Source organism: Paenibacillus sp. FSL H3-0302 (assembly GCF_037982245.1).
GTDB lineage: Bacteria > Bacillota > Bacilli > Paenibacillales > Paenibacillaceae > Paenibacillus_AQ > Paenibacillus_AQ odorifer.
This window is the reverse complement of record NZ_CP150284.1, coordinates 1,227,550-1,253,447: the sequence shown is the minus strand read 5'-3', so window position 1 is coordinate 1,253,447 and position 25,898 is coordinate 1,227,550. Positions and strand designations below refer to the sequence as shown.

Below are 25,898 nucleotides of genomic sequence, written 5' to 3'. Positions count from 1 at the left end.
AATAAGTGATACAAGTTTATCCGGTAGCAATTCCTCTAATCCTCTTCTTTAATTACCCTAATCTTCTTTAACTCCTCATATCCTCTTCATTAATCCCCCATACCTGCTGTACCACTCACAAACTGTGCGCGATCCCAATCAAACGCTGTATTCCTTCGCGCAGCACCCCTTCGCTTGCAAAGGAATAACTTAGGCGAAGCCTTGACTTCATTTCCCCCAGTGGATCAAATAACTCCCCAGGAACAAAAGCGATCGACTGCGCCATACTTGAAGCAAACAGGCGATCCATCGTAAGATGCTCCGGTAGTTTCACCCATAGATTTAATCCGCCTTGCGGAGTCGTCCATTCCCAGCCAGTCCCCGCCAGCTCCTCTTCTACAATTTCCTTATGCACTTGAAGTGCAATGCGCAGCTTACCCAGATGCTGTTGCAAGCGTGGGGAGGTGTAGTAATGTAGAAATATTTTTTGATTCAGCAGCGGAGTGCCATTGTCCGCGAGTGATTTGGCCGTGATTAGACGTTCCATAAATGGATATCGGCAGGCCACCGCACAGATTCGTAAGCCAGGGGCTACATATTTACTGAAGCTGCTGATATAGATCACCCACCCCTCCGTATCATAAGCAAAAAAGGGCGGCGGCGGCTCCTCATCAAAATACATATCGCGGAACGGGTCATCCTCCACCAGTAAACAGCGATAACGTTCGGCCAGTTCTACCAACAGCTTGCGCTGTTGCACAGGCACCGTGTATCCAGTTGGATTGTGATGCGTTGGATTAATGTAGAACATACGCGGCTTATGCTTTTTCATCAAAGCTTCTACTTCCTCCAGATCATATCCCTCCGGAGTGATCTCTACCGGGACCAACCGTGCCCCCTCCCGGCGAAAAATATCCATAGCAACACTATAAGTAGGCCGCTCCACAAGCACCGTATCCAGAGGACCAAGCACAATCCGGGCAATCAGATTGATCGCCTGCTGCGCACCCGAGGTAATAAGCAGCTCTTCCGAAGTTAACTGCAGCCGATGTTGCTTCCGAAAGTGGTGGCTTAACGTCTCACGCAGCTCGTTATCCCCCTGGACCGAGGCATACGTTCCCATTACCTTGGGATATAGATCGAACACTTTTTTGACATAGTCAGATAGAAAAAGATTCGGCAGCAGCCCCGGATCAATCAGCGCCTGCGAGAACTGATACTTAACTGGCACTCTCTGAATATCAGACAGCGGATTAGTGAGCGCATAAGCCGATACTGCGGCTCCTACTTCAATAGCAGGAAGCGAGATTATGGGTGCCACGTAATATCCTGATTTATCTTTTACATAAACCTTTCCATCCTCCGTCAACCGTCTGTACGCTTTGAATACGGTCAGTCGATGTACCTTAAGCTCCTCCGCCAGCAGCCGTATAGAAGGAAGCTTATCATGTGCGACCCACTCCCCTCGCTCCATGCGATTTAATAGAAATTCATAGACCTGCCGAAACAAAGGATGATTATGCTCCGCTCCCACAACCTTTTTCATCTGGCTACAACTCCTCTCCGAACAACCTTGTAATCATATTGTACACGATTTCCGAATTAATCTGTTCTACACAAGGCAATCTGTTCTGTCCTCTCCCCTATATGATTAACAAAATGCCAGCTTATAAATTCTTATATTTTATAAAGCACACAAAAGGGGACTTTCAAAATGATCTTATTTGCTTATGCACTTGTATGTCTGATCTTCGGCACGACCTTTCTAGCTATCAAAATCGGCGTAGATGCCGGTGCGCCTCCTTTCTTTTCAGCGGGCTTAAGATTTTTTGTCGCAGGCGCTGTTCTATTCCTATGGATGGTCTGGAAACGAAAAGCCAGCTTCTCCTTGCTGTTGCGCAAAGAAATGTTGTTCACCGGGTCTGCTCTAACCTTCGGCACCTTCGCGGGTCTCTACTGGGCTGAACAATATGTTTCTTCAGGGCTTGCAGCTGTACTCTCTGCCACTGGTCCGATCATGATCCTGCTGCTCCAAACCTCTATTCTTCGGCAAAAAGCACCCGCCATCTCGCTATATGGCTGCATCATCGGCTTCACTGGCGTACTGCTGCTGGTTCTCCCCAATCTCGCCGTTGATATTTCACCACTGTGGCTCATCGGTTGCGCCGTAGTCCTAATTGGAGAGTGTTGCTATGCTGTAGGTGCGATTTACTCCAAAAAAGTAATTAACAGTATGCCTGAGGTCTCACCGATTGCGCTGAATGCGGCTCAAATGATGTATGGCGGTGCGTTGTTATTCATTCTTTCTTTTGCCACGGAAAAAGTACATCCTGCATTTCTCTTCTCATTCGAGACAGCAGGTTCACTGCTCTATCTCACAGTTATCGGCTCCATGGTCGGCCATACCTTGTTCTACTGGCTCGTAGCTAAGACCAACCCAGTGTTTCCTTCTACCTGGCTTTATATTTCTCCACCGATTGCCGTGGGTGTAGGCTTTTTCTTTTACAAGGAGTCCGTATCTTGGATTACAATTCTTGGAGTGTTCACCATCATTGCCGGAACGATCCTAGTGAATGCTGATGCTTTAAAGCAATTACTGCAAAAAAAGAAGATCAACACTGTTGCGTTAAAAAAATCAAATATATGACGTACTATATATTGCATTTATGACCACTATTGCGTATTATATAAACAAGTTAAATTAAACACAGCTAAATATGACTCATATATGAAAGGAGGATTCGCTTAACGGCGCTTCTTTTCTAAAGAGGAATGCCTTTTTTATCGGAAGTGGAGGGAATTGTGATCGAACTGACATCACGTCAAATAGAGATTATCGATATCGTTAACAAAAGAGCTCCGATTACCGGCGAACAGATTGCCGAAAGTTTGAACCTTACCCGGCCTACAATTCGCTCGGATCTGTCTGTTTTGGTTATGCTCAAATATATCGACGCCAAGCCGAAGGTCGGGTACTTCCCAGGATTGAAATCATCCAGTCGTCAGGGAAGCGGTTATCTGCTGCAAGAAACGATGGTCAAAGAAATTCAAAGTGTACCTATAGTTATCCGCGAGACCACAACTATTCAAGATGCCGTAGTTACGCTTTTTCTACAGGATGTAGGCACTCTTATTATTTGTGACGAAGAGGGTAAACTCACGGGCGTTGCTTCACGTAAGGATTTCCTAAAGGTAACCTTGGGCAACCCCGGTGCAGTCTCCATGCCCGTAAGCATGGTAATGACGCGCCAGCCCAAAGTGGTCACAACTTCACCGGATGAACCGGTGCTTGAAGCTGCACATAAGATGATTTTTCACGAGGTAGACAGTTTGCCGGTGGTTGTTCCCAGCGCCGCTGAAGACGGCGCTACAAAACTGGATGTGGTAGGACGTTTAACAAAAACCTCCATCATCAAACTACTCCTCGAACTTGAAGCCAAAGGATAACAGGAGGAACCCATGAGCATCGAGCAATCTTCCAACTTAATAACGATATGCTCGGATTCTATAGGAGATACGGCAGAGGCTGTCGTGCAGGCCGTTATTCACCAATTTCAGAATCAGCAGGTCACCATTAAAAGATACGGCAATATTAGGCATGAAGACGAGCTACGCAAGCTTATGGAAGAAGCAGCTCAGCATCAAGGTTTTGTCGCCTATACATTAGTGCAGCCAGAATTAAGAGAAATGATCCGCGAGGAAGCGGTACGTCTTGATTTGCGGATCGTTGATATCATGGGCCCTATGATGCAGGCCTTCATTGATACCTTCGACGATGCTCCTCAGCAGCGGCCAGGTCTTCTCCACCAGCTAGACGAGAATTATTTCCGCCGCATAGAAGCTATAGAATTCACCGTCGCCTGTGATGACGGCCGTGATCTGGGCGCCATGCTCAAAGCCGATATCGTTCTGCTGGGCATGTCCCGTACTTCAAAGACACCGCTTAGCATCTTTTTGGCCCATAGAGGAAAAAAAGTCGTTAACTATCCGATTATCCCGGAGATTAGTCCTCCGCAAGAACTATTAAGCTTGCCGCCGAACCGGCTTATTGGATTAACCATGAAACCCGAGTACATGCTGAAGGTCCGCTCTGAGCGGCTTAAGGTTCTCGGATTACCGACAGGTTCCCAATATGCAAGTCTGGAGCGGATCACCGAAGAGATGGAATACGCCGCTTCATTGTTCAACAAGCTGGGCTGTCCTGTAATTGATATTACCGACAAGGCTATAGAAGAAACCGCTGGTATTATTATGGGTTATATCTAAATTTCAGTTTACAAAATATATAGAATGCACTGGAGGGAATTAGAATGGAGCGCGAACTGGCCCTTGAGATTGTACGGGTAACTGAACTAGGTGCTTTATCCTCGGCTCGTTGGATTGGGCGGGGCGATAAAAATGCGGCAGATGATGCAGCCACGACTGCGATCCGTTCCATGTTCGATTCTGTGTCCATCGACGGAACTGTTGTGATAGGTGAAGGAGAGATGGATGATGCTCCAATGCTCTATATTGGTGAGAAAGTCGGGAACCAAAAAGGTCCCGCTGTCGATGTAGCCGTCGATCCTCTCGAAGGAACTGAGGTTGTTGCCTGCGGCCTGCATAATGCGCAATCTGTTATTGCTATAGCAGATAAAGGCAGCCTGCTGCATGCCCCGGACATTTATATGGAGAAGTTAGCCTGCGGGCCCGAGCTTGCCGGTAAGCTTAGACTCGAGGACCCTGTAGAGATCACTCTGCAAAAAGCCTGCCATTACACTGGCAAATCCCTCTCCGAGTTAACCGTAATGGTGCTGGATCGTAAACGGCATGAGCAGCTGATTAATAGCCTGCGTGAAGCCGGGGTACGAATTAAGCTGCTTGGTCACGGAGATGTCGCTGGCGCTATTGCGGCTGCACTGCCAGACAGCGATGTCGATTTATATATGGGTTCCGGTGGAGCACCCGAAGGTGTTCTTGCTGCCGCTGCACTGAAATGCCTTGGTGGTGAAATGCAGGGCAGATTGCTCCCGGATGGACCAGTAGAGCTACAGCGCTGTGTACGCATGGGAATTGCCAATCCAACGCGAGTGCTATACATGGAAGACATGGTTGGCACGGGCGACGTCCTCTTTGCCGCCACGGGTGTAACGTCAGGTGAGTTCCTAAACGGCGTCCGTTTCATCGGTAAAGAACGCGCGGAGACACATTCGGTAATTATGCGGGCACAGAGCGGGACGATCCGCTATATCCGCAGCATTCATTTCCTGCCAGGAAAAGAAATACCGACTGCGCTAACCGTTAGGCAAAATGCTGTCTCTCTATAAAACTGCAAAAAACAGGCTATCTCACTAGCAGTATCCTTTGCTAGTGAGATAGCCTGTTTTGTTTTTTTACACTGAATGCTAATTGCTTCTTATTTATTTCCAATACGTTCACTCGCTAATGGATCTATATTAGCAACTTTCTCAAAGCGTTCTGCGTTCAGGCTGTTATACTTTGCGAAGATTTGTTTCGCTTCTTGCTCCTTCTGCTCGCCTTCCACATCCACCATTACTAGAATATGACCTTCATCCACGTAATTATCATAGCTCTCTGCTTCCTCTTCAGGGATGCCAAGGCCAATAAGCCCGCCGACTAACCCGCCACTGCCTGCGCCTATCGCCGCTCCGGCTAGTGTTGCCGCAAGAGGTCCGGCTGCAATAATAGGTCCAATACCAGGAATAGCCAAAGCGCCAATTCCCATCAGCAGCCCTGTTACTCCACCCAGCAGACCACCAGTAGCTGCACCTGTAGCCATACCTTCCGGGGCCACGGTTCCCGACTCGTCTCTAAGAGTTTCCTCATCCGCTTTATTTCTCGCGATAATCGAAATATCCTCTGTCCTACAACCCTGACGCTTCAACTCCTCAATAGCTCGCGAAGCTTCGTATTCGGCAGCAAAGACACCCACTATTCTCTTATTCATCTCCATTACCTCCTATTGATGTAGTTAGCTCATACGTTCAGCTTCATAGCTTACTTAACCAAACTGGACAAGGATAAACTACGATCTTTGAATTGTCTGCAATTCCGAGTTAATATTCCTTATAAAATATGCTGTATAATAAAAGTAAGCGGGTACAACTACCTTGATTAACTCTATAGAAGAAAGAGAAGGAATCATCCATGGCGATATTTAACTATAATTCTGAGCGTCCCTTCCGAGGCAATCCCGACCTGCATCTCCATTACTGGGGGCGGGAGCAGTGTCTTCCCGGGCATTTTTTTGGGCCTGGGGTTCGTGACGTATATAAAATACATTTTATCCATGCAGGAACAGGTGAAGTTACTGTGGGTGAACAGACCCATTATCTTAAGCCAGGACAAGCTTTTCTCACCTATCCGCATATCGTAACTGCCTACACAGCAGACATAGCAAATCCATGGGCCTATTCTTGGGTAGCTTTTACCGGGGAGCAGGTTGATTATATTTTGGCCAAAACCGCCTTGTCACCTGAGCACCCGATCTTTCCAATGGATGAGCAGCTTATGCCGAATTTATACGAGCTCCTGACACAAGCAGCTGAAGCTTCGGACAGTCTGGATCTACCTCTAAAAGCAATTATGTATGAGTTCTTTTCTCTGTTACTTCGAGCGGTGCCAGCAGTTCCAGATGTACTTCCTTTACCACGTCAAAAGAGTATTTACGTCGAGCAATGCCTGCACTTTTTGCATACACATTATTGTGAAAATATTTCGGTTGAGATGATGTCCTCTTCGCTCAAGCTGGATCGCAAATATTTATCCTCCTTGTTCAAACGGACAATAGGTATGCCACCCCAGCAGTATTTATTAAATTTCCGCATCGCTAAGGCGTGCGAGCTGCTGACAGAGACCTTATGCACGATTGGTGAAATCTCACGTTCTGTGGGCTATCAGGACCCCTTACTCTTTTCACGGATGTTCAAGAAGGTGAAAGGTTGTTCGCCAAAAGAATACCGTAGCCGTCATCTCGAAAATGACATTGTACTATAAACTTCTTCCTTGCTGACATACGTTTGTCCGCGATCTTTCGCTACAATAAGGACGTAACGTACTAAGTAATAAGTGTTTATAGGAGGAATAAATCATGTATAACGCAAGCGCTACCAGATATGACAATATGAAATATAATCGCACCGGAAAGAGCGGTCTACTCCTGCCAGCGATCTCGCTTGGTCTATGGCATAACTTTGGCGGCAACGACTTATTTGAGAATGGCCGCGCCATGGTAAGAAGAGCTTTTGATCTTGGAATCACTCATTTTGACCTTGCCAATAATTACGGTCCACCCGCAGGCTCCGCCGAAGAAAGTTTTGGCCAAATTCTTAAAAAGGATCTGACCCCTTATCGTGATGAGATGGTTATCTCTACTAAAGCTGGTTATTATATGTGGGCTGGTCCTTATGGTGAATGGGGCTCCAAAAAATATCTCGTCTCCAGCCTAGATCAAAGCTTAAAACGTATGGGACTGGATTATGTTGATATTTTCTATCACCACCGCCCAGATCCAAATACACCACTGGAAGAAACCATGGCTGCGCTGGACCTCGTGGTACGCCAAGGTAAAGCGCTGTATGTCGGGATTTCGAATTACGGACCTGAACAAACACGCGAAGCGGCACAAATTCTGCGTCGACTAGGCACACCATGCCTGATTCATCAGCCAAACTATTCCATGATGTCCCGCTGGATTGAAGATGGCTTGCAGGATGTATTGTCTGAAGAAGGCATCGGCTCCATTGTGTTCTCCCCGCTACAAGGTGGCATACTGACCGATCGCTATCTAAACGGAATCGCTCCTGATTCCCGTGCCGCTGGTCCAAGTTTATTCCTGTCTGAGAATGCCATTACTGAAGAGGCGATCGGCAAGGTTCGCAAACTGAACGAGATTGCTGCTGCACGTGGACAAAAAATGTCTCAGCTAGCGTTATCTTGGGTACTCCGTGGAGACAAAGTAACTTCTGCATTGATCGGCGCAAGTAAGGTAAGCCAGATTGAAGATGCCGTCGCTTCCTTAAATGCCCCAGAGCTTAGCGCTGAAGAACTAGAGCAAATTGAGGCAATTCTGCGGGGATAAAGCTTAGTTATAACAGCAAAGACCAATGAGGTCAGGCAGCTTAAAGCTGCTCTGGCATTTCATTGGTCTTCTTTTTTATAGATTAGAGTTAATTGCTCACCCAAATATCTGCGTGATGTACACCATGATCAATAATCCAAAAATAAAAGAATACGTCGAAGGCCGCTCATAACCATGGCCATGACTCTCCGGAATCAGCTCCTTGTAGACGATAAAGAGCATAGCTCCGGCTGCAAAAGCGAGACCATAACCCACAACATTATGCAGGTAACTGGCAGTAAAATACCCGATCACCGCAGATACCATCTCCATTAAGCCGGTAAGCGTAACGATTCCTAAGGCTTTTAGCTTGCTAGTTCGCGAATTCATCAGAAAGACCGCAAGAATCAAACCTTCCGGCATATTCTGTGCGCCAATGGCAATCGCCACGGTAGGACCTAAACTGGCCTGTTCGCTGGCATAACTGAAACCTGTACTGAGGCCTTCTGGTATGTTGTGGATGAACAGCGCAATCATAACAAGCAGCGCTTTTGAATCCATATTGGTATAACCGGGCTTATTCTCCACATCGATATGCGGGATGTTATTTTCAATTAAATCAAGCAGCAGCACTCCGGTAATCAAGCCCAAGGTTAAAGCGATGATCCCCGATTCTTTGATCGATTGCGGCATGAGTCCAAACGTGGAGGCGGACACCATAATCCCCGCAGTGAAGGCTACGAGGATATCTTTCCACTTCTCGGATAACCTCTTCACGAACAGGATCGGAAATGCTCCAAGAACGGTAGCCATTGCCGATACAAAGCTGCCAATAAGCGCAGATTCCAAACCTTCAACTCCTTTGGTACAAGTCGGATAGACCAACATATGTTTCAGAAAAAATAATTATTACTTTTTCATACATTTTCGAATGGTCCAATATAGTATGGATCATATCATAAAAGACCTCCCCTAGGTTCGGTTCATACCCTAAGGAGGTCTTTGTCTCACATATCATTATGCAACTCGGTTACACCAGCTTCTTCCGGATCTTGCCGGAAATCAAATCAATAATTGTGATCATCGCAATGATACCTAGCAGTATAATCCCCACGCGGTCCCAATTCCGTGAACTGAGCGCGAAGATTAACGGTGTGCCGATCCCCCCTGCTCCAATCACACCTAGAATCGTAGCCGAACGAACGTTAATTTCGAATCTATATAAGGTATAGGATAAGAATCCCGGCAGTACCTGCGGCAACACCGCAAACCACAATACCTGCATGCGGCTGGCACCAGAAGAAATTAAAGCTTCGAGTGGACCGTTGTCGATATTCTCAATCTCATCCGCGAACAATTTGCCGAGCATGCCCACCGAATGTAGTCCCAGAGCCAGCACACCTGCAAAAGAACCCGGTCCAACAGCCTTGATAAATAACAAAGCCATAATAATCTCAGGGAAGGTTCGTATAAAGCTCAACATCAGCTTGCCGGAACCTGAAATTACCTTTCCCTTGCTCATGTTAACTGCAGCCCAAAATGCAAAAGGAATACATAAAAAGGTCGAGATAAAAGTGCCTAGGATTGAAATAGCTAACGTCTCGAGCAATCCCCGCAGGAGATCCTCCCCATCTGGTAAATAAACGAAGGCCCAGTCAGGTGAGAATATCCCGGCAAAAATTGCTTTAGTAATGATCCCGGCGGTTTCTTTGAATCCATTAAACGGCACTCCCGAAAAAGCCCAAATATATAACGCGGCTAGGGCTACATAAATCAGCCAACGAAAACGATTTTTACGGGGTTTAGGGACAAGGGTATTCCATGATTTACTCATATTAATTTCTCCCGCAGCTTAGTGCTTACATAATCAATAATCAGTACTACTGCTAATGTGAACAAGATGATGGTGCAAGTCTTATCGTATTCCAAAAAGCCTAGGGTGACTTCATAATAGTGGCCGATCCCACCCGCTCCTACCAGACCTAAAACCGCCGCAGCACGAACATTAATCTCGAAGGCATATAGGACATAAGACATAAAATGAGCCTGTACCTGTGGAATGACTCCGAACATAATGCGTTGAATCTTATTAGCCCCCACTGAAGTCATTGCTTCCAAAGGTCCTTGATCAATCGTCTCCATCGTTTCATAGGTAAGCTTAGCGATCAGCCCCAACGAAAATATCGTCAATGCAAATATCCCAGGAAGCGCACCGAGGCCGAAAATAGCCACAAAGATAGAAGCCAACAGCAGATCGGGAATCGTACGGATCAGGTTCAGCAGCATACGGACCGGATAATGAAGCCAACGGCTTTGCGTAATATTGCTTGCACACAACAGCGCAACCGGAACCGCAAGAATGGCACCAAACGTTGTGCCAACCAGCGCCATCCGGATCGTCTCCAGCATCGCATCTATAATGTTGTCAAAATACCCCCAGTTCGGGGGAAACATTTCCTTAAGCAAATCAAGCATATTCGGCAGACCGGAGATCAGCTCCCCGAAGGATGAATCGGTTAAGACAGCACTTCTCCACAGTAATACTACTAATATAATGGCTGTGAAATAATGTTTTATCTTTCTTGGCGGTTTGGGATGTAGCTTCTCTGCATTTACACTCATCTCACACGCCTCCGACTACAGGCTCACCCAACAACTCATCCTGATGAATCGGTCTGCCGTAAATCTCAGCAAACCTCTCATCAGTTGCCTCTGATACAGGACCATCGAAGACAACCTCTCCTGCCCGGAGCCCGATAATCCGGGTAGCGTATTCTCTAGCCAGATCAATAAAATGCAAATTCACAATGGTCGTAATCCCGAGTTCCATATTAATCTTCTTTAGATCATCCATAACCTGCTTGGTTGTGAGCGGATCTAGTGAAGCTACAGGTTCATCTGCGAGGATAATCTGTGCCTCCTGTGCAAGAACACGGGCAATAGCAACACGTTGCTGCTGACCTCCAGATAGCTGATCTGCACGTGTATAGGCCTTCTCGGCGATATTTACCCGATCAAGGGATTCGAAGGCTAAATCGATATCCTTTTGTGGGAATCTGCCAAGTATCGTCCGCAGTGTGGAATGATAGCCCACCCGTCCTGCCAAAACATTACGAAGCACCGTCGTACGTTTCACTAAGTTGAAGCTTTGAAAGATCATTCCGATATTCCTACGGATCATTCGTAGCCGGCTTCCTTTTGCATTCGTGATGGACTGCCCGTTAATAAGAATATTACCTTCGGAAATATCATGAAGCCGGTTAATGGAACGCAGCAAGGTCGACTTCCCTGCTCCCGAAAGACCAACAATAGCTACAAATTCTCCGGCTGGAATGGTCAGGTTAATGTTGTTTAATCCTTTGGTTCCGTTTAGATACGTTTTGGATACATTACGAAGCTCTATCATGAAATCATCCCTTTATGTGTTTTCGTATATTCGTATAAAAGAGATAGCCAGATCCGGGGGGGAATCCGGAGCTGGCTATCCTTAATGCCTGTTATACACCAACATCGTTGTATCCTTGAACGGCCTGTTCTACTCTGTTTTTACTTTACTGTTGTATTCGCGAACAATGTCAAAGTTGCTGTCTTGTGATTTCACATAACCTTCATGAGAGTAAATGTCTTTGATAATCTCATGGCCTTCTGTGTCAGCTGCGATATCAATGAATGCCTGCTGGATTTTTTCTATCCATTCTTTATTCATATCTGAACGGACCGAAATCGTATCGTTAGGAATTTTATCAGTAAAGGCGAGAACTTGAGTATCTTCAAACACTTTTGGATAATCCTTAACGACCGTGTTCCGGGCATCTTGGAAAATAGCTGCTGCATCTACGTCACCATTCAGCACAGCAAGCACGCCTTGATCATGACCTTTAACCGTAATGGCTTGTACATCCTTCAGCGGATCAAGTCCTGCATCCATTAGTGTTGCAGCCGGCCATACAAAACCTGCTGAGGATGTAACGTTTTGATAGGCAATTTTTTTACCTTTCAAATCGGCAACCGATTTGATCGCAGAATCCTTCTTGACGATAATCATAGATTTATAGAAATCCGCTAATTCATCTGTTGGACCACCGGTTTCATCATTTACACCAAAACGTTGAGCCTGAAGAATAACCTCAGCTGCTCCTTTTTCTTTAGCTAACACGTAAGCAGTTGGAGGAAGGAAACCTACATCCACTTTTTTAGAGGCCATAGCTTCGATAACGGTGTTGTAATCAGTAGAGACACTTACTTCTACAGGAATACCGAGCTTGTCACCCAGTAATTTTTCAAGAGGTTTCGCTTTAGCTTCGAGCGTATCTGCATTTTGAGAAGGAACAAATTGTACAGTAAGCTTCTCTGGAACATAACCCTCTGCTACAGGAGCTGCCGTTTCCTTCGGTGCATTTGCCCCGTCCGTCGATCCTTGGTTTGCATTATTTGTAGTGTTGTTAGCGCCACAACCACTAAGCAATGTAATAGACATCATTAGCGGCAATACGAATTTACTGATTTTTCTCAAACGAAAGACCTCCACTGTTTTCTATTTTTATTTTTGAGTACTTCTAAACTATAGATGTGTTTTATTAAATCAATAGCAACCAAGCATCAAATATATGTAAAATTTATTCCAATCTCTTAAAGTTAGCCAATTATCTGCTAGAATGAGGTCTGAACTTATTATCAGGAGGGGCTACCTATGAATAAAGAGAATTCAATAACCTGTGAAATCCTCGTAACAAGTGATCTACATGGACATTTTGGGCCCGTCGATTACCGCACGGGGGAGAAACGACCAGCAGGCTTAGCAACAATTGCTACCCTCATTAAACAAGAAAGATCCCATACTCCTGAGCTGATCCTTATAGATAACGGTGATCTTATTCAAGGCACACCGTTAACTTATTATGCAGCTACACATTATAGTAATGAGCTGAATCCGGGTATAGCTGCACTAAATGAATTGAAATATGACGCTGCAATTATTGGCAACCATGAATTCAATTTTGGCAAAACTCTGCTGAATAAAGCCGTTCAGGATTCCCGCTTTCCTTGGTTATCAGCTGGAATTATAGATAACACGACAAATCAACCCGCCTTTGGTAAACCCTATATCATCAAATGGGTAGATAAAATCAAAGTAGCCGTTCTAGGGGTTACGACGCATTACATCCCCCACTGGGAGAACCCTAGCCATATTGAAGGGCTTCAATTTGAGGATTCGCTAGAGACTGTAAAACATTGGTGTGCCATTATACGGGCAGAAGAGCAGCCTGATCTGCTCGTTGTAGCTTACCACGGCGGATTCGAACGCGATCTAAGCAGTGGAGAACCTGTAGAAAAACTAACGGGGGAGAATCAAGCCTACGCCATGTGTACAGAGGTAGAGGGCATAGATGTGCTAATTACCGGACATCAGCACCGCTCCATAGCTGGGGAGTTGAACGGTGTTACAATCATACAACCTGGTTGTAATGGACTTTCCCTCGGTAAAATTTCGGTTATTTTCCAAAAAGAAAATACACACTGGAAGATTCAGCGTAAACATGCCGAGCTCCTTAACGCTAATGAGACAACAGCTGCAGATGAAATAATCCTAGAGCTGAGCAGTACTCTTGAATCAGAAACACAAACTTGGCTGGATGAGAGAATAGGAACGGTTATCGGGGACCTGTCTATTTCCAGTGCTGATGAATGCCGCTTAGCTGACCACCCTTTTATAGAATTTATGAATAAGGTACAAATGGAGGCTACTGGCATAGATATTTCTACAGCAGCCTTACTCAGTAACGATTGCAAGGGTTTCAGCGAAACCATCACACGCAGAGACATTTTATCGAACTTCATTTATCCCAACACCTTAACCGTCCTAAGACTGACAGGACAAGATATTAGAGAGGCCTTAGAACAAACCGCTAACTATTTCCAACAAGACGAAAACGGAATAATCGTTAACCCCGCCTACATCGAGCCTAAACCGCAGCATTACAATTATGATATGTGGGAAGGAATACAATACGAGCTTGATACCTCTAGACCTGTAGGCGAAAGAGTCCTCCATCTGCTGTACCAAGGTCAGCCTATAGAGGACTCTAAAGAATATGAGGTTGTTATGAACAATTATAGAGCCAGCGGTGGCGGAGATTATGAGATGTATAAGGGTAAACCGATTGTTCAAGAAATTATGATCGACATATCTGAAATTGTCACGGACTACATTGAAAAGCATGGCCAAATTGAAGCTACCTGTGACCATAATTGGAGAGTTGTTTAGGCTTTAGCGATGAACACCCCAATGTCGCTCTCTATTAACTTCAATGCACTTCTCCAGAAGTCGACGGAGTGAACATCTAGATCCATTGTTTTTGCTACATCAACAATATTATGTTTGCTGGTATCCCTAAGGAACTGGCGATACTTAGGGGCGAACTCTTCGCCCCTCTTTAAATATTCCGCGTACAGTCCTTTAGAGAATAACAAACCAAAGGAATACGGGAAATTCAAAAATTCATTACTAGCCATAAAATATCCAGCTTTGTTCATCCACATGTACGGATGGATTGTACCCGGGTCAATGCCCTCACCATAGGCTTCCACCATACAGGCAATCATCAATTCATTTAGCTCTTGAACAGACAGCGGGCCTAATGCTCTTCTCTCATATAATTTGATCTCAAATAAATAACGGGCATAAAAGTCTACAAGATAATAACCGGCATCAGAAATACTTCTCTCCAGAATAAGCAGAGCTTCCTTCTCCGTTGAATTTGTAATTATGGCATGGTTCACTATCGTCTCACAAAAAATCGAAGCCGTTTCAGCAATCGGAATCGGGTAATCCGTATTCAGCATCGTTTCATTAGCCAGACAGGAGCTATGATAGGCATGGCCGAGCTCATGGGCAAGGATACTAATATCTATAGCATTTCCGGTGAACTGGGTCATAATTCTGCTCTCGCCAATCGGGAAAATATCGATGCAAAGTCCATAACCCCCTTTGCCGGATCTAGGTTCTGCATCAATCCATTGCTGATCAAAAGCCTTCTGAGCAAAACAAGACAGTTCCTCACTAAAGGTTGCGAAGCTCAAAATGATTGTATCTTTGGCGTTAGCGTATGTAATTTTCCCGTTTTCTACACCGACTGGTGCAAAAATATCGTAAAAAGGCAGCTTTGCCGGATGTCCCAGCAGCTCGGCTTTCTTTTGATAATAGGTATGAAAGGCTGGCAGGCTCTCCCGAAGAGCAGTGAGCATAGCGGCTAAAGTCTCACTGTCCATTCTCGAAGCGACTAACACTTTTTCCAGAGAAGATTGATAACCCCGCATGCCATAAATCGTCAGCGCCTCACCACTAATGCCATTTAAGCTGGCTGCGCAGACCTCAGCAATAAGACTACAGGCTTCTGCCTCCGCTTCATAAGCAGCTTTTCTTAAGCTGGCATTATTCTCATAAGCCATACTTCTTAGCTCCGCAAGTGTCACTTGTCTAGTTTCCCCATCTACCACTAAATCTGCAAGTGCACTTGAAGTCCTCTCCATATACAGTCTGCTCCATGCTTTGGATCCTGTACTCTGCATTTTGGCTATAGCCATTTCAAGTTCTTCGCTTAACTCATAGCGGGATTGTAACAGGAGTTCTCGCAAATAAAATTGATGCTCCATTAGATAAGGTGAGCCATCGATAAGCTCATCCATATGATCACAAGTGCTAAACCAGCGCTTAAAAGCCACAACTACCCCGATGATTTCTGAATTGGCCTCCTCAATATCATCAGCAAGATTCATGGCTTCCTCGGAGCCACGATCTGCGCTGAGTGTTAACTCTGCATAAGCTAACAAGCATACATATATGCTTTTATAATCATTATAAATTCTTAAAAAGCCCTCCACAGGCATGGTTGTAACGTCTTTTACTTTCAAATGGTGCTCAGCCCACCGCTTTAAATCTTGTATATGCTGGCTCAGTAGCTTCCGATCCCTTTTTAACTGCTCCGATTCAAAGGAAGGATATAAACTATCTAAGTTCCATGTCATATTCATCCGCAAATCTCTCCCCCTTCGATTCCTATTCTTCTAAGCATAATCCATCCTGCCAGAAAAGTGCATCGACATAATGTACTTCTTCTCTTCATACACAAAAAAAGGACCCTGCCAACGTCCGGCAGGGTCAAAGTCTATATTATAAGGGGGTTATGTGATTACTATAACCCTGTTAGCTTAAAATAATATGAATAGTAGATAAAGATTGGCTTAATCTCCGAACCCTATTGACTTAAGGTTGAAGGATTCACTCTAGCCTTGTTAATCTGAATTCCCACATACACGATAAGGAACAACACCATAAATCCAGCCGAATAACGATACATTATCCCATAATCAGTTGCTGCCGAGATTGCCCCCAGAATAATGGCTCCGCTGGCTACACCCAAATCCGTTGAGTTATAAAACATACTGTTGGCCATACCATATTGTGCAGGTGTTGAGGTGCGAAGCATCCAAGCCTGGATCGTTGGCTGAATAGCACCGAAACCAAGTCCATATAGCAGTGCAGAAACGATGAGCATTGGCATAGAGGTCGTATAAGAAAGCACAGTTAAGCTTGCAACGACGCAAACCGCCGCCGGAATTAGGACAGAAGCTGGTCCTCTTTTATCAAATAATCTGCCGGAGATAGGTCTTATAATGATGATCGTAACCGCATTAAATAAAAAGAACAAACCCACTTGCTCCAGATGAACTGATTCGCCGAATAAAGCGATAAAGCTTAGCAATCCCCCGTAGGTAATTGCCAACATGACATTTAGAATGGCAGGCAATACTAACTTTGTATTAAACGGAACCTTGAGAGGTTTGGTGGATTCGCTTTGAGTTGGGGTAGGCTGTTTTTTCGGTTGAGCTGGAAGTGAACGAGAAAATAAAAGTACTGGAAAAGCAAGAAGTAAGGTTACCATACCGATCATAGCCAGTGTTCCAAAACCCGATTGTTTCATCACATTCAAGCCAATCATTGGACCGATCGACATCGCCAGGCTGGTAGATAAACCGAAATAACCTATCCCTTCACCCATTCTTTTGCTCGGAATAATCTGCGAAACAATCGTTGGAATAATCGTGCTGGCAATCCCGAATCCAATCCCATAGCCCACACGCATCAGCAGCAGCGAGCCAATGGAATCTGCTACAACATAAAGGCCAGTTATAGCGGCGGCAATTGCTAAACCAATATATAATAATACATTGCGGCTAACCTTTCGCATCAGAAAAGCGGTCATAAAACGTGAAGCGATCGCAGTTAATGCAAAGACGCTGGTAACGAGGCTGACCATGATATCTCCGGCCTGAAATTCGCTTTTTACGTAAGACGGAAATGAAGATAACAACATCTGTAAATTCATAAATAAAAATAAAGCACTAATCGTTAAAGCAATAAAAGATTTGGTCCATAATTTCGTACGTAGTTCTTGTTGTTCTAACATAACTTGCCTTCCTACTCTCCATCTGTTATTTGATCTACATGATTGTTTATTCTTAGCAGCAATTCCATGAGCAACTCATATTCCTTACTAGAAATACAGTTCATAATCTCTTCTGTCACCTTATCTTCAATAGGAACGGTTTCCTTCACCAGAGACCTTCCTTTTTCCGTAATATAGACTTTAAAAGAACGCCGATCGTTCTCACCGGTTCTTTTGTAAATCAGTCCCTTTCCTTCCAAATGATCCAGAATTCGCGTTGTAGTTGGCTTATCCTTACCAGAGCGCTTAGCAATGTCCTTCTGAATCAAACCTTCCGTTCTGTCAATATGAAAAAGGACTGACCATTGCTCTGGTGTTATATCATGTTCTTTCAGCCCACTTTGAAATAACATGCTTAATTTACGATAAGTCGTGCCCATCATAAATCCTAACGTAAGCTCGGATTGGTTATGCTTTGTCGTCATGATCGTATCCCTTCTCAATTAACACTGTTTTAATAGTTGCTTAAACAATTATATTCCTAACAACTAATTTTGTAAAGGTGAAGCAAAGCTATAAACTAACTATTATAAAGTTGCTTGACAAAGCACACTGTGTGCGGTATTATTATCTCATCTTAAAGATACTTAACTTAAAGACAACCAGAGTTTACTACTCTTGAGATAAATAATTTTTAAAGGTTGTGTACTTCATGGGATTTCTAGACAAACTATTTGGTAGAACAAAAATTGAGGAGGAACAAACAATGTCAAAATTAAACATCGGTATTATTCTCGGAAGTACTCGTCAAGGTCGTTTAAGCCCGCAAGTAGGAGAATGGGTTAAAAAGATTGCGGATGCACGCGGGGATGCTAATTATGAGATCATAGATATTGCAGATTTCAAGCTTCCACTATTGGGTGAGGCTGATGCAACTGAACAAGCAACAGCATGGAACACTAAACTCGCTACACTAGACGGTTTCGTATTTATCGTACAAGAATATAACCACAGTATTTCTGCATCACTGAAAAATGCGCTCGATTATGCCCGTGAAGCTTGGAATAATAAAGCAGCAGGTATCGTAAGTTATGGTTCCGTAGGGGGCGCTCGTGCAGCTGAACATCTACGCGGAATCTTGGGAGAACTATCTGTAGCAGACGTTCGTGTACACCCTGCATTGTCACTGTTCACTGATTTCGAGAACGGAACTGTGTTTAAACCAGCGGATCTGCATCTTACCAATCTTAATGGGATGCTGGATCAAGTCTTGGCTTGGAGTGGCGCATTGAAAACTCTACGTTAAGATAGCGCCTTACCCCTCTGTTATGTTATGAAGTACACCCTTTAGAATAGACATTTGATAAACCTTTGGTTTGTCCGGTCGATTCTAGAGGGTGTATTTTTTATGTGTGACGAAATGGGCACCCTGTGTAGAATCTAATCTGGTATAATCGGCGGGGATTTTAATCTACAGCAAGGAGCAATGATTATGTGGTTTATGTTTGCATTATTAACAGCCTTCGCTTGGGGAGGGGCCGACTTATTTTATAAAAAGGGGACCGATAGTCAGGATCGGTATAGCCATATTAAGATTATCATTATCGTGGGGATAGTCATGGGTATTCACGCAACAGCTTATATGCTCATTCAAGGATTAACCTTTGATCCTATGGACTTAATCCGATATTTCCCTGTGTCTGCACTCTATATCCTGTCGATGGCAGTTGGTTATATTGGACTCAGATATATTGAGTTATCCATTGCCTCCCCCGTACAAAATTCATCTGGCGCTGTAACGACGATATTATTATTTATCTTTTTCACCCATGAGCTAGGGGCGCTTGAAATCGTTGGTGTTGCCGTTATCACCTTGGGCATTATCGGGATCGCCATCTTGGAAAAGAAAGCAGAACACCAAGCGCTTCAAAAGAGCGCCACACAGATTGATAAAAAATATCAGATTGGCGTGATCGCCATCATTTTTCCAATCCTATACTGCCTAATCGATGGACTTGGCACCTTTGCCGATGCTATTTATTTGGATGAACTTAGTCTGATTAGTGAAAAAGCAGCTCTGCTCGCGTATGAATACACCTTCTTTATATGTGCCATCTTGTCTTTTACATACCTGAAATTTTTAAAAAAGGTAAAGTTCAACCTATTTAAAGAACGGGATAAGGGCTTCGCAGCCATTCTGGAAACGACCGGACAATTCTTCTACGTATTTGCTATGTCCAGCAACGCGATTATCGCGGCAGCACTTATTGCTTCATACAGCATTTTTTCCGTAATATTATCGCGAATCTTCCTCAAAGAAAAACTAAGCAAGGCACAATATGCCGTTATTATCTTTGTGATTCTAGGGATTGCTTTGTTGGGGGTTGCGGACGAGCTGTAGCTTCGGTATACAAAAAGACCTGCTAAGTAGGCTTCATTGCTTACTAGCAGGTCTATTCTATAGTTACTTATTCCGGCCTATCTATTGTAAAAATCTCTCCAAGGGTTGCGTAATTATTTCCCGCCAAACGGCTCACAGCGTTTAGAACTCTCGGGTCAATATGCCCCTCCTGATAGATCGATTCATCGATATGGAATTGAACAATTTCGCCAATAAACAAGTCACTCCCAGGTTCTTCGCCCCCTAGAGGAATTGCTTGAACAAGCTTGCACTCCATCCGCACCTTCGCTTCCAAAACGCCAGGTACAGCTACACTTGTACTTTGAATCGGTGTAAGATTCGCCAATTCAATTTCACTTTCAGAAGCAGGTAATGTGGCTGCAGTCTGATTGATCTTCGCAACATTCTCCTCATCTACAATATGCACAACAAACTGTTGATTATCGTAAATATTACGGGCTGTATCTTTTAAACGCCCTGCTGGTCTTTGAATTGCCAATGAAACCATTGGAGGATTGGACGAAACGATATTAAAATAGCTAAAAGGTGCACCATTTAAGAGACCCTCTTCTGATTGTGTTGTGACAAAGGCTATAGGTCTAGGAATAATAGTGCCAATTAATAATTTGTAATTTTCCCGCTCACTGTTGTGCTTTGGATCCATTGAAATCAATTTCCTCAGCCCCTTCTTCACTCTTTCACAAAGTCGATCGTACTTCTAACGGTATCAATAGGACGGACTAACTTCTCAATTTGCTCACGTTTAGGTTCCAAGAAAGGTGGCAAAGAAAGCTTCTCGCCAACGGTTTCATATTCCTCATCTCCCATAAATCCTGGCCCGTCAGTGGCAAGCTCAAACAATATTTGTGGTGCTACACGTGTATACAACGACTCGAAGAAGTGACGATCTACATATCCTGAAGTTTGGAATCCAAAGCCTTCAAAACGCTCTGTCCACTCGTCCAGCATCGCACGATCCTCTACACGGAAAGCAGCATGGTGAACAGTCCCAAAACCTTGGCGTGAATTCGGTAAGAACTCATTATGCTCTACAATAATTTGTGCACCGTTTCCGCCTTCGCCAACTTCAAATAAATGATACGTCTCTTCCTGAGCAATTTCTTTAAACAACATCACTTTCTCCAATACTTCTTTGAAATAGTTGAAGTCAGCAATTCGTACAAAGATCGGTCCCAAGCCAGTTATTGCATACTCCAAAGGGATAGGCCCTTTTTGCCACGGTGTACCTGATACGACACCTTTATTCAATTCATCTGAAATAAGTTGATACTGTTGATCATCGAAATCTACGAAGGATAATGTCTTTTTGCCGAATTGCTCTTTAATGCCGGTATGCTTCACTGCAAGCCGATCAAAACGCTTAACCCAGTAGTCTAATGAAGCATCTGTTGGTACCCGGAAGGATGTTTTCGCAATCTCGTTAGTTCCATGAACCCCTTTAGGGATGTTAGGAAAATCAAAGAAGGTCATATCTGTTCCGGCGCTGCCCTTATCATCTGCAAAAAACAAATGATACGTCTGAATATCATCTTGATTAACTGTTTTCTTCACTAGACGCATACCTAACACGTAAGTAAAAAACTTGTAATTTTTCTCTGCGCTGCTTGTGATGGCTGTAACGTGGTGAATCCCTTTTAAGTTTCTCATTGTTATACACTCCTAATGTTTAGTTGATTTTGACTCGTAATATAATTCCCAAGAACAAAAAGGTTTAGTTTAATTATCTTAATGTTAAGATATTACTTAAAAAAAAGATCTTTTTCTACTGTACAAGCTCTTTGGTGGATAGCATCGAGTTTTTTATCTTCACTTTAAATATCTTTAACTTAAGATAAGTTTAGCACTGAATCTGTAGGAAGTCAACGCTTTGAAGCTTATCATATAAAAAAAGCTCCACACAAGTTCAATGAACTCGTATGAAGCCGGGATATTTTATATCATCTCATTAGGTTAAGTTATGATGCTGAGTGATGACCGCTGCTTGGCTTTGATGATCCATCTTATAACATATCAACGTAATCACACAGGCCAATATCGCCAGGATGGCAGCAGCTACAGGAAGAGAGATTAATCCTCCATGCCCGGCAACCACTCCACCGATCGCGGACCCGCCTGCAATTCCCAGGTTTGAGGCTACTGGATTCAATGAGGCAGCAAGATCCTTCGTTTTTGGTGAGAACTGCTTAGCTAAGTCAATCAAATAGAGCTGCGCAGGGGCGCTCACAATACTCGACATCATGGCTAGAGCCATTAGCACAATCATTCCTAGAATGGAAACAGATGCGGTCATACTAAAGATAACATAGACCACAGCTTGGATAAGGAACACGAATCTCAGCTTACTAACCGCATTCCCGGTCGCAACCTTGCCACCAATCCAGTTGCTGACAATCGTGGCAATTCCGTATACAAACAGCACACCGCTAACCGAGCTTTTAGGAACGTTCATGACTTGCTCCAGTATAGGTGTAATGTAAGTGTACATCACAAATACGGCTCCCACTGCCGTAACCGGAATGAGAAATGCAAGAATAATGCGGCCGTTTGTGAGCAATCCGATCTGATCCTTAAGCGAGCTAGGCACAGGTTTCGGTAATTGGCGTGGAATATAGATATAATTTAGGACTATGGCAACTCCAGCTAATATCCCATTCAGAACAAACGCTGCTGGCCAATTAAAAAACTGCCCGACGAAAGTACCGATCGGCACACCAAAAACATTCGCAATAGCAAAACCACTCAAAATTGTAGCAATCGCCTTGCCTCTCTTCTCCTGATCAACCGCTTCATTCGCTACCGTAATAGCTACAGAAAGAACAAAGCCACATAGTATGGCAGTAACTATTCTAGTCACCAGCAGCATACTGTAAGTTCCAGTTACAGCACTCCACAAATTTAGCAGTAAAATCAATACAAGTGATACAAGAATCGTAATCCGTTTCGGAACACGGCTGCACAAGGACATCATAATTGGTGTGCCAATGGCATAAGAAATCGCGAAGCCAGATACCAATCCCCCGGCTGTCGCAAGCGTAACTCCGAGGCTTGAGGATATTTCAGAGAGTAAACCAACAATAATATACTCCGTCGTACCCAGAATAAAAGCCATAAAAGTAAACGAGAAAATCAATGCGTTCTGACGTGTTGTTTTCATGGTGCTCTCCATCCTGTTTATCTCTATTTTTATATGAACATACCTTACTCATAATACTCATTTAGACTATATTGAGCAATCCTATTTTTCATAAAAAAGAAGCTTCCCACAAGTTCAAAGAACTCATGAGAAGCTTCTAGTTTAAGCCGGTGGCAAAATAATTAAGGTAATGACTTGTTCCTCGGAATAAGATCTGGCTGTTCCAGGTCCATCCGCATCTGCTTTGAACTTAATGAGATAGGTCCCGGGTGCCGGCATCACTTTATTATGAAGTTCAAAAGCGATATCCGAAACACCTATGTTACTTCCTGTGAAAGTTAACGTATGCCCATTATTGCTAATTTGATCACTCGTCGGATGTGTCCATCCACTAATGGTATAATAGTCGTTTGTGGTAAAGGTAATGCCTTCCAGCGTTACCTGAATTTCAGCATTCGTAAAGCTTTCTCCGGAGAAAAAGTCGAAGCGAATGCGCGATTGTGTAGAACCCGTTATCAGTTGTTTTGTTTTTGAACCGCCACCTCCGTCAAAGCCATATATAGAGCTAGTAACCGTAGGTGTGGTCAGAATACCATTAACAAGCTCAATCGTAACCGCATGTACAGCATTCTTCGCTGATTCATTATTAGATGAATCCTTAGCGGTAATCACGAAACGATACGTTCCTACGGTCAGATCCCCAATATTGGCCGCACTCACAGCTCCGTCTGCTTCGCTGGTGCCTAATGCGATGGCTGTTCCTAACTCGTCAGTATCTACTTCACCGTTCTCATTCGCATCCGTCCACAGGTAGGCTTGTACCGCTGCTCCTTGCTCGCCAATGGCTCCCGCTAACCCGCGAAGCTGATCTTGTGTCCCGTTGTAGTTGTCGATCGCCTCGAACTTGGCTGCGTCCACTACCGGTGCAGTCGTATCCGGAACTTCGTTTTTGCTTAAGGTCACCGTAACCGCATGGGCAGCGTTCTTCGCTGATTCATTATTGGATGAATCCTTAGCGGTAATCACGAAACGATACGTTCCTGCGTTCAGATCCCCAATATTGGCCGCACTCACAGATCCGTCTGCTGCACTAGTGCCTAATGCGATGGCGGTTCCTAATTCGTCGGCATCTACTTCACCGTTCTCATTCGCATCCGTCCACAGGTAGGCTTGTACTGCTGCTCCTTGCTCGCCGATGGCTCCCGCTAACCCGCGAAGCTGATCTTGTGTCCCGTTGTAGTTGTCGATCGCCTCGAACTTGGCTGCGTCCACTACCGGTGCACTCGTATCCGGAACTTCGTTCTTGCTTAAGGTCACCGTAACCGCATGGGCAGCGTTCTTCGCTGATTCATTATTGGATGAATCCTTAGCGGTAATCACGAAACGATACGTTCCTGCGTTCAGATCCCCAATATCGGCCGCACTCACAGATCCGTCTGCTTCACTGGTGCCTAATGCGATGGCTGTTCCTAACTCATCGGCATCTACTTCACCGTTCTCATTCGCATCCGTCCACAGGTAGGCTTGTACTGCTGCTCCTTGCTCGCCGATGGCTCCCGCTAACCCGCCAAGCTGATCTTGTGTCCCGTTGTAGTTGTCGATCGCTTCGAACTTAGTTGCGTCCACTACTGGTGCACTCGTATCCGGAACTTCGTTCTTGCTTAAGGTCACCGTAACCGCATGTGCAGCGTTCTTCGCTGATTCATTATTGGATGAATCCTTAGCGGTAATCACGAAACGATACGTTCCTGCGTTCAGATCCCCAATATTGGCCGCACTCACAGATCCGTCTGCTTCGCTGGTGCCTAATGCGATGGCTGTTCCTAACTCATCGGCATCTACTTCACCGTTCTCATTCGCATCCGTCCACAGGTAGGCTTGTACCGCTGCTCCTTGCTTGCCAATGGCTCCCGCTAACCCGCGAAGCTGATCTTGTGTCCCGTTGTAGTTATCGATCGCCTCGAACTTGGTACTTTCAACCATAGGTGCATTTGTATCTGAATTGCTGCTATGCTCACTTTGCGAAGAGGAAGACCCTCCAACAACAGGAGTAGGCACTGTTACCGGCTCTTTACTCGGTTGAGCAGTTGGGATGGAGGCGGGCTGCTCAGTGTTTCCGTTCTCCTTAAACTTCAGAAACTTAGAGGCTACTAGAGCTACGGCCTGACGATCTACTTTGGCATCAGGATTAAAAAAATTATTATATCCGGTAATCAATCCATATTCCACAGCAGCAGCTATAAAATCTTTGGAATAATCAGCAATTTGGCTACTATCAGCAAATTGCAAAGTTCCAGCTTTACCCGTAGGATTGACCCCCAATGCTCTCACGAACATGACGACCATATCCTGACGTGATAAATTTTGCCCCGTACCGAAAAGATTACTGCCTGTACCCTTAATCAATCCGGCTTTGACAGCTGCCTCTACATAGCTGTATGCGTAGTTGCTTGTGGGAACGTCCAGAAAGGTTGGCAGTGCAGGAGGGTTTGAAACATCCAGCTTTAATGTCTTTGCTAAAATAATTGCAAAATCCTGCCTTGTAATATTCGACGTAGGATAGAACTTACTCTCTCCGACACCGGTCACTATCCCCTGATCGAATAGCTCAACAATCGCTTTCTTTGCATATGAGCCATCAATATCAATAAAGGAAGCCGCTGCCGATCCTTTGGTCGGCATAATGATAGGGCTTGATAATACAGCAGCAGCCAATATAGAGCTTATCCATTGCTTTTTGTTCACTTGCTTATCCCCCTGTTCTTTGGATGCGTTATGTCGTTTGTCTATAATCGATTCGTTAACACGATTCGACTTTATATTACAAACTTTTCATCTACAGGATTATAACAAGTATCA

Annotated in this window: 23 protein-coding genes; 9 read left to right on the top strand and 14 right to left on the bottom strand. The window is 44.5% G+C overall.

Going from position 1 to position 25,898, the window contains the following annotated elements; all coding sequences use genetic code 11:
* Positions 1-115 precede the first annotated feature (115 nt).
* Positions 116-1,525 (bottom strand): PLP-dependent aminotransferase family protein, encoded by a 1,410-nt coding sequence (locus MHH50_RS05475; protein ID WP_076130628.1) that lies wholly within the window; start codon positions 1,523-1,525, stop codon positions 116-118.
* A 168-nt stretch (positions 1,526-1,693) separates the two neighbouring features.
* Here MHH50_RS05475 and MHH50_RS05470 point away from each other — a divergent pair, with 168 nt between their 5' ends.
* The 4 genes from MHH50_RS05470 (at position 1,694) to glpX (ending at position 5,285) form a co-directional block, all read left to right on the top strand.
* Positions 1,694-2,626 carry an EamA family transporter gene (locus tag MHH50_RS05470; protein WP_076130627.1) on the top strand — a complete coding sequence of 311 codons (933 nt, stop codon included), beginning with the start codon at positions 1,694-1,696 and terminating at the stop codon, positions 2,624-2,626.
* Between the two features lie 125 nt (positions 2,627-2,751).
* A complete protein-coding gene (locus MHH50_RS05465) occupies positions 2,752-3,426 on the top strand; it encodes a helix-turn-helix transcriptional regulator (protein WP_076187318.1) in 675 nt (224 codons plus the stop codon).
* 18 nt (positions 3,427-3,444) lie between these two features.
* A complete protein-coding gene (locus tag MHH50_RS05460) occupies positions 3,445-4,245 on the top strand; it encodes a pyruvate, water dikinase regulatory protein (RefSeq protein WP_340034583.1) in 801 nt (266 codons plus the stop codon).
* Between the two features lie 44 nt (positions 4,246-4,289).
* Positions 4,290-5,285 (top strand): class II fructose-bisphosphatase, encoded by a 996-nt coding sequence (gene glpX, locus MHH50_RS05455; protein WP_076187316.1) that lies wholly within the window; start codon positions 4,290-4,292, stop codon positions 5,283-5,285.
* Positions 5,286-5,374: 89 nt separating this feature from the next.
* Here glpX and MHH50_RS05450 read toward each other — a convergent pair whose 3' ends face one another.
* Positions 5,375-5,926 (bottom strand): general stress protein, encoded by a 552-nt coding sequence (locus tag MHH50_RS05450; RefSeq protein WP_076187314.1) that lies wholly within the window; start codon positions 5,924-5,926, stop codon positions 5,375-5,377.
* Between the two features lie 200 nt (positions 5,927-6,126).
* Between MHH50_RS05450 and MHH50_RS05445 the strand changes: the two genes are divergently transcribed.
* Together MHH50_RS05445 and MHH50_RS05440 are read left to right on the top strand one after the other, a co-directional pair.
* The gene (locus tag MHH50_RS05445) at positions 6,127-6,975 is read left to right on the top strand and encodes an AraC family transcriptional regulator (RefSeq protein WP_076130624.1); all 849 of its coding nucleotides are present in this window, start codon (positions 6,127-6,129) and stop codon (positions 6,973-6,975) included.
* 91 nt (positions 6,976-7,066) lie between these two features.
* Complete coding sequence (locus MHH50_RS05440) at positions 7,067-8,059, top strand: aldo/keto reductase (RefSeq protein ID WP_340034582.1); 993 nt, start codon at positions 7,067-7,069, stop codon at positions 8,057-8,059.
* 96 nt (positions 8,060-8,155) lie between these two features.
* Here the strand turns inward: MHH50_RS05440 and MHH50_RS05435 are convergent, their stop codons facing one another.
* The 5 genes from MHH50_RS05435 to MHH50_RS05415 all read right to left on the bottom strand — a co-directional run bounded on the left by MHH50_RS05435 (position 8,156) and on the right by MHH50_RS05415 (position 12,551).
* On the bottom strand, positions 8,156-8,887 hold the full coding sequence (locus tag MHH50_RS05435) for a ZIP family metal transporter (RefSeq protein ID WP_036676473.1): 732 nt from the start codon (positions 8,885-8,887) through the stop codon (positions 8,156-8,158).
* A gap of 181 nt (positions 8,888-9,068) precedes the next feature.
* Entirely contained in the window at positions 9,069-9,872 is an 804-nt protein-coding gene (gene phnE / locus MHH50_RS05430) for a phosphonate ABC transporter, permease protein PhnE (RefSeq protein ID WP_036676480.1), read from the bottom strand.
* Positions 9,869-10,660, bottom strand: coding sequence for a phosphonate ABC transporter, permease protein PhnE (phnE, locus tag MHH50_RS05425; RefSeq protein ID WP_036676482.1), 792 nt, complete (start codon positions 10,658-10,660; stop codon positions 9,869-9,871). The genes phnE (MHH50_RS05430) and phnE (MHH50_RS05425) overlap by 4 nt, the downstream gene beginning before the upstream one ends.
* A 1-nt stretch (position 10,661) precedes the next feature.
* A complete protein-coding gene (gene phnC / locus MHH50_RS05420) occupies positions 10,662-11,444 on the bottom strand; it encodes a phosphonate ABC transporter ATP-binding protein (RefSeq protein WP_076187310.1) in 783 nt (260 codons plus the stop codon).
* A 129-nt stretch (positions 11,445-11,573) separates the two neighbouring features.
* On the bottom strand, positions 11,574-12,551 hold the full coding sequence (locus MHH50_RS05415; protein ID WP_038568963.1) for a phosphate/phosphite/phosphonate ABC transporter substrate-binding protein: 978 nt from the start codon (positions 12,549-12,551) through the stop codon (positions 11,574-11,576).
* A 177-nt stretch (positions 12,552-12,728) separates the two neighbouring features.
* On the opposite strand from MHH50_RS05415, the gene MHH50_RS05410 reads away from it, so the two are divergent.
* Positions 12,729-14,303, top strand: coding sequence for a bifunctional UDP-sugar hydrolase/5'-nucleotidase (locus MHH50_RS05410; RefSeq protein ID WP_340034056.1), 1,575 nt, complete (start codon positions 12,729-12,731; stop codon positions 14,301-14,303).
* Here the strand turns inward: MHH50_RS05410 and MHH50_RS05405 are convergent.
* From MHH50_RS05405 to MHH50_RS05395, 3 genes are all read right to left on the bottom strand, one after another.
* Positions 14,300-16,069, bottom strand: a complete 1,770-nt coding sequence (locus MHH50_RS05405; RefSeq protein ID WP_340034055.1) for a M3 family oligoendopeptidase — start codon at positions 16,067-16,069, stop codon at positions 14,300-14,302. The genes MHH50_RS05410 and MHH50_RS05405 overlap by 4 nt on opposite strands.
* Positions 16,070-16,293: 224 nt before the next feature.
* On the bottom strand, positions 16,294-17,505 hold the full coding sequence (locus tag MHH50_RS05400; protein WP_038568957.1) for an MFS transporter: 1,212 nt from the start codon (positions 17,503-17,505) through the stop codon (positions 16,294-16,296).
* Positions 17,506-17,516: 11 nt separating this feature from the next.
* Positions 17,517-17,969: a MarR family transcriptional regulator gene (locus MHH50_RS05395; protein WP_036676493.1), complete on the bottom strand. Its 453-nt coding sequence runs from the start codon at positions 17,967-17,969 to the stop codon at positions 17,517-17,519.
* A 281-nt stretch (positions 17,970-18,250) separates the two neighbouring features.
* Between MHH50_RS05395 and MHH50_RS05390 the strand changes: the two genes are divergently transcribed.
* Together MHH50_RS05390 and MHH50_RS05385 are read left to right on the top strand one after the other, a co-directional pair.
* A complete protein-coding gene (locus MHH50_RS05390) occupies positions 18,251-18,790 on the top strand; it encodes an NADPH-dependent FMN reductase (RefSeq protein ID WP_036676495.1) in 540 nt (179 codons plus the stop codon).
* Positions 18,791-18,976: 186 nt separating this feature from the next.
* Positions 18,977-19,885 (top strand): EamA family transporter, encoded by a 909-nt coding sequence (locus MHH50_RS05385; protein ID WP_340034054.1) that lies wholly within the window; start codon positions 18,977-18,979, stop codon positions 19,883-19,885.
* A gap of 67 nt (positions 19,886-19,952) precedes the next feature.
* On the opposite strand, the gene MHH50_RS05380 is transcribed toward MHH50_RS05385, so the two are convergent.
* The 4 genes from MHH50_RS05380 to MHH50_RS05365 form a co-directional block, all read right to left on the bottom strand.
* Positions 19,953-20,558, bottom strand: a complete 606-nt coding sequence (locus MHH50_RS05380) for a flavin reductase family protein (RefSeq protein WP_076187301.1) — start codon at positions 20,556-20,558, stop codon at positions 19,953-19,955.
* 17 nt (positions 20,559-20,575) lie between these two features.
* The gene (locus MHH50_RS05375; protein ID WP_076303444.1) at positions 20,576-21,553 is read right to left on the bottom strand and encodes a ring-cleaving dioxygenase; all 978 of its coding nucleotides are present in this window, start codon (positions 21,551-21,553) and stop codon (positions 20,576-20,578) included.
* A 298-nt stretch (positions 21,554-21,851) separates the two neighbouring features.
* Positions 21,852-23,060 carry an MFS transporter gene (locus MHH50_RS05370; protein ID WP_036676501.1) on the bottom strand — a complete coding sequence of 403 codons (1,209 nt, stop codon included), beginning with the start codon at positions 23,058-23,060 and terminating at the stop codon, positions 21,852-21,854.
* Between the two features lie 141 nt (positions 23,061-23,201).
* Positions 23,202-25,784, bottom strand: a complete 2,583-nt coding sequence (locus MHH50_RS05365; protein ID WP_340034053.1) for an S-layer homology domain-containing protein — start codon at positions 25,782-25,784, stop codon at positions 23,202-23,204.
* Positions 25,785-25,898 lie beyond the last annotated feature (114 nt).

Bases quoted from the DNA above. Each gene is read 5' to 3' on its own strand.
- MHH50_RS05475 (WP_076130628.1), bottom strand. From the start codon at position 1,525: ATGAAAAAGGTTGTGGGAGCGGAGCATAATCATCCTTTGTTTCGGCAG.
- MHH50_RS05470 (WP_076130627.1), top strand. From the start codon at position 1,694: ATGATCTTATTTGCTTATGCACTTGTATGTCTGATCTTCGGCACGACC.
- MHH50_RS05465 (WP_076187318.1), top strand. From the start codon at position 2,752: ATGCCTTTTTTATCGGAAGTGGAGGGAATTGTGATCGAACTGACATCA.
- glpX (WP_076187316.1), top strand. From the start codon at position 4,290: ATGGAGCGCGAACTGGCCCTTGAGATTGTACGGGTAACTGAACTAGGT.
- MHH50_RS05450 (WP_076187314.1), bottom strand. From the start codon at position 5,926: ATGAATAAGAGAATAGTGGGTGTCTTTGCTGCCGAATACGAAGCTTCG.
- MHH50_RS05445 (WP_076130624.1), top strand. From the start codon at position 6,127: ATGGCGATATTTAACTATAATTCTGAGCGTCCCTTCCGAGGCAATCCC.
- phnE (WP_036676480.1), bottom strand. From the start codon at position 9,872: ATGAGTAAATCATGGAATACCCTTGTCCCTAAACCCCGTAAAAATCGT.
- phnE (WP_036676482.1), bottom strand. From the start codon at position 10,660: ATGAGTGTAAATGCAGAGAAGCTACATCCCAAACCGCCAAGAAAGATA.
- phnC (WP_076187310.1), bottom strand. From the start codon at position 11,444: ATGATAGAGCTTCGTAATGTATCCAAAACGTATCTAAACGGAACCAAA.
- MHH50_RS05410 (WP_340034056.1), top strand. From the start codon at position 12,729: ATGAATAAAGAGAATTCAATAACCTGTGAAATCCTCGTAACAAGTGAT.
- MHH50_RS05405 (WP_340034055.1), bottom strand. From the start codon at position 16,069: ATGAATATGACATGGAACTTAGATAGTTTATATCCTTCCTTTGAATCG.
- MHH50_RS05400 (WP_038568957.1), bottom strand. From the start codon at position 17,505: ATGTTAGAACAACAAGAACTACGTACGAAATTATGGACCAAATCTTTT.
- MHH50_RS05395 (WP_036676493.1), bottom strand. From the start codon at position 17,969: ATGACGACAAAGCATAACCAATCCGAGCTTACGTTAGGATTTATGATG.
- MHH50_RS05390 (WP_036676495.1), top strand. From the start codon at position 18,251: ATGTCAAAATTAAACATCGGTATTATTCTCGGAAGTACTCGTCAAGGT.
- MHH50_RS05385 (WP_340034054.1), top strand. From the start codon at position 18,977: ATGTGGTTTATGTTTGCATTATTAACAGCCTTCGCTTGGGGAGGGGCC.
- MHH50_RS05375 (WP_076303444.1), bottom strand. From the start codon at position 21,553: ATGAGAAACTTAAAAGGGATTCACCACGTTACAGCCATCACAAGCAGC.
- MHH50_RS05370 (WP_036676501.1), bottom strand. From the start codon at position 23,060: ATGAAAACAACACGTCAGAACGCATTGATTTTCTCGTTTACTTTTATG.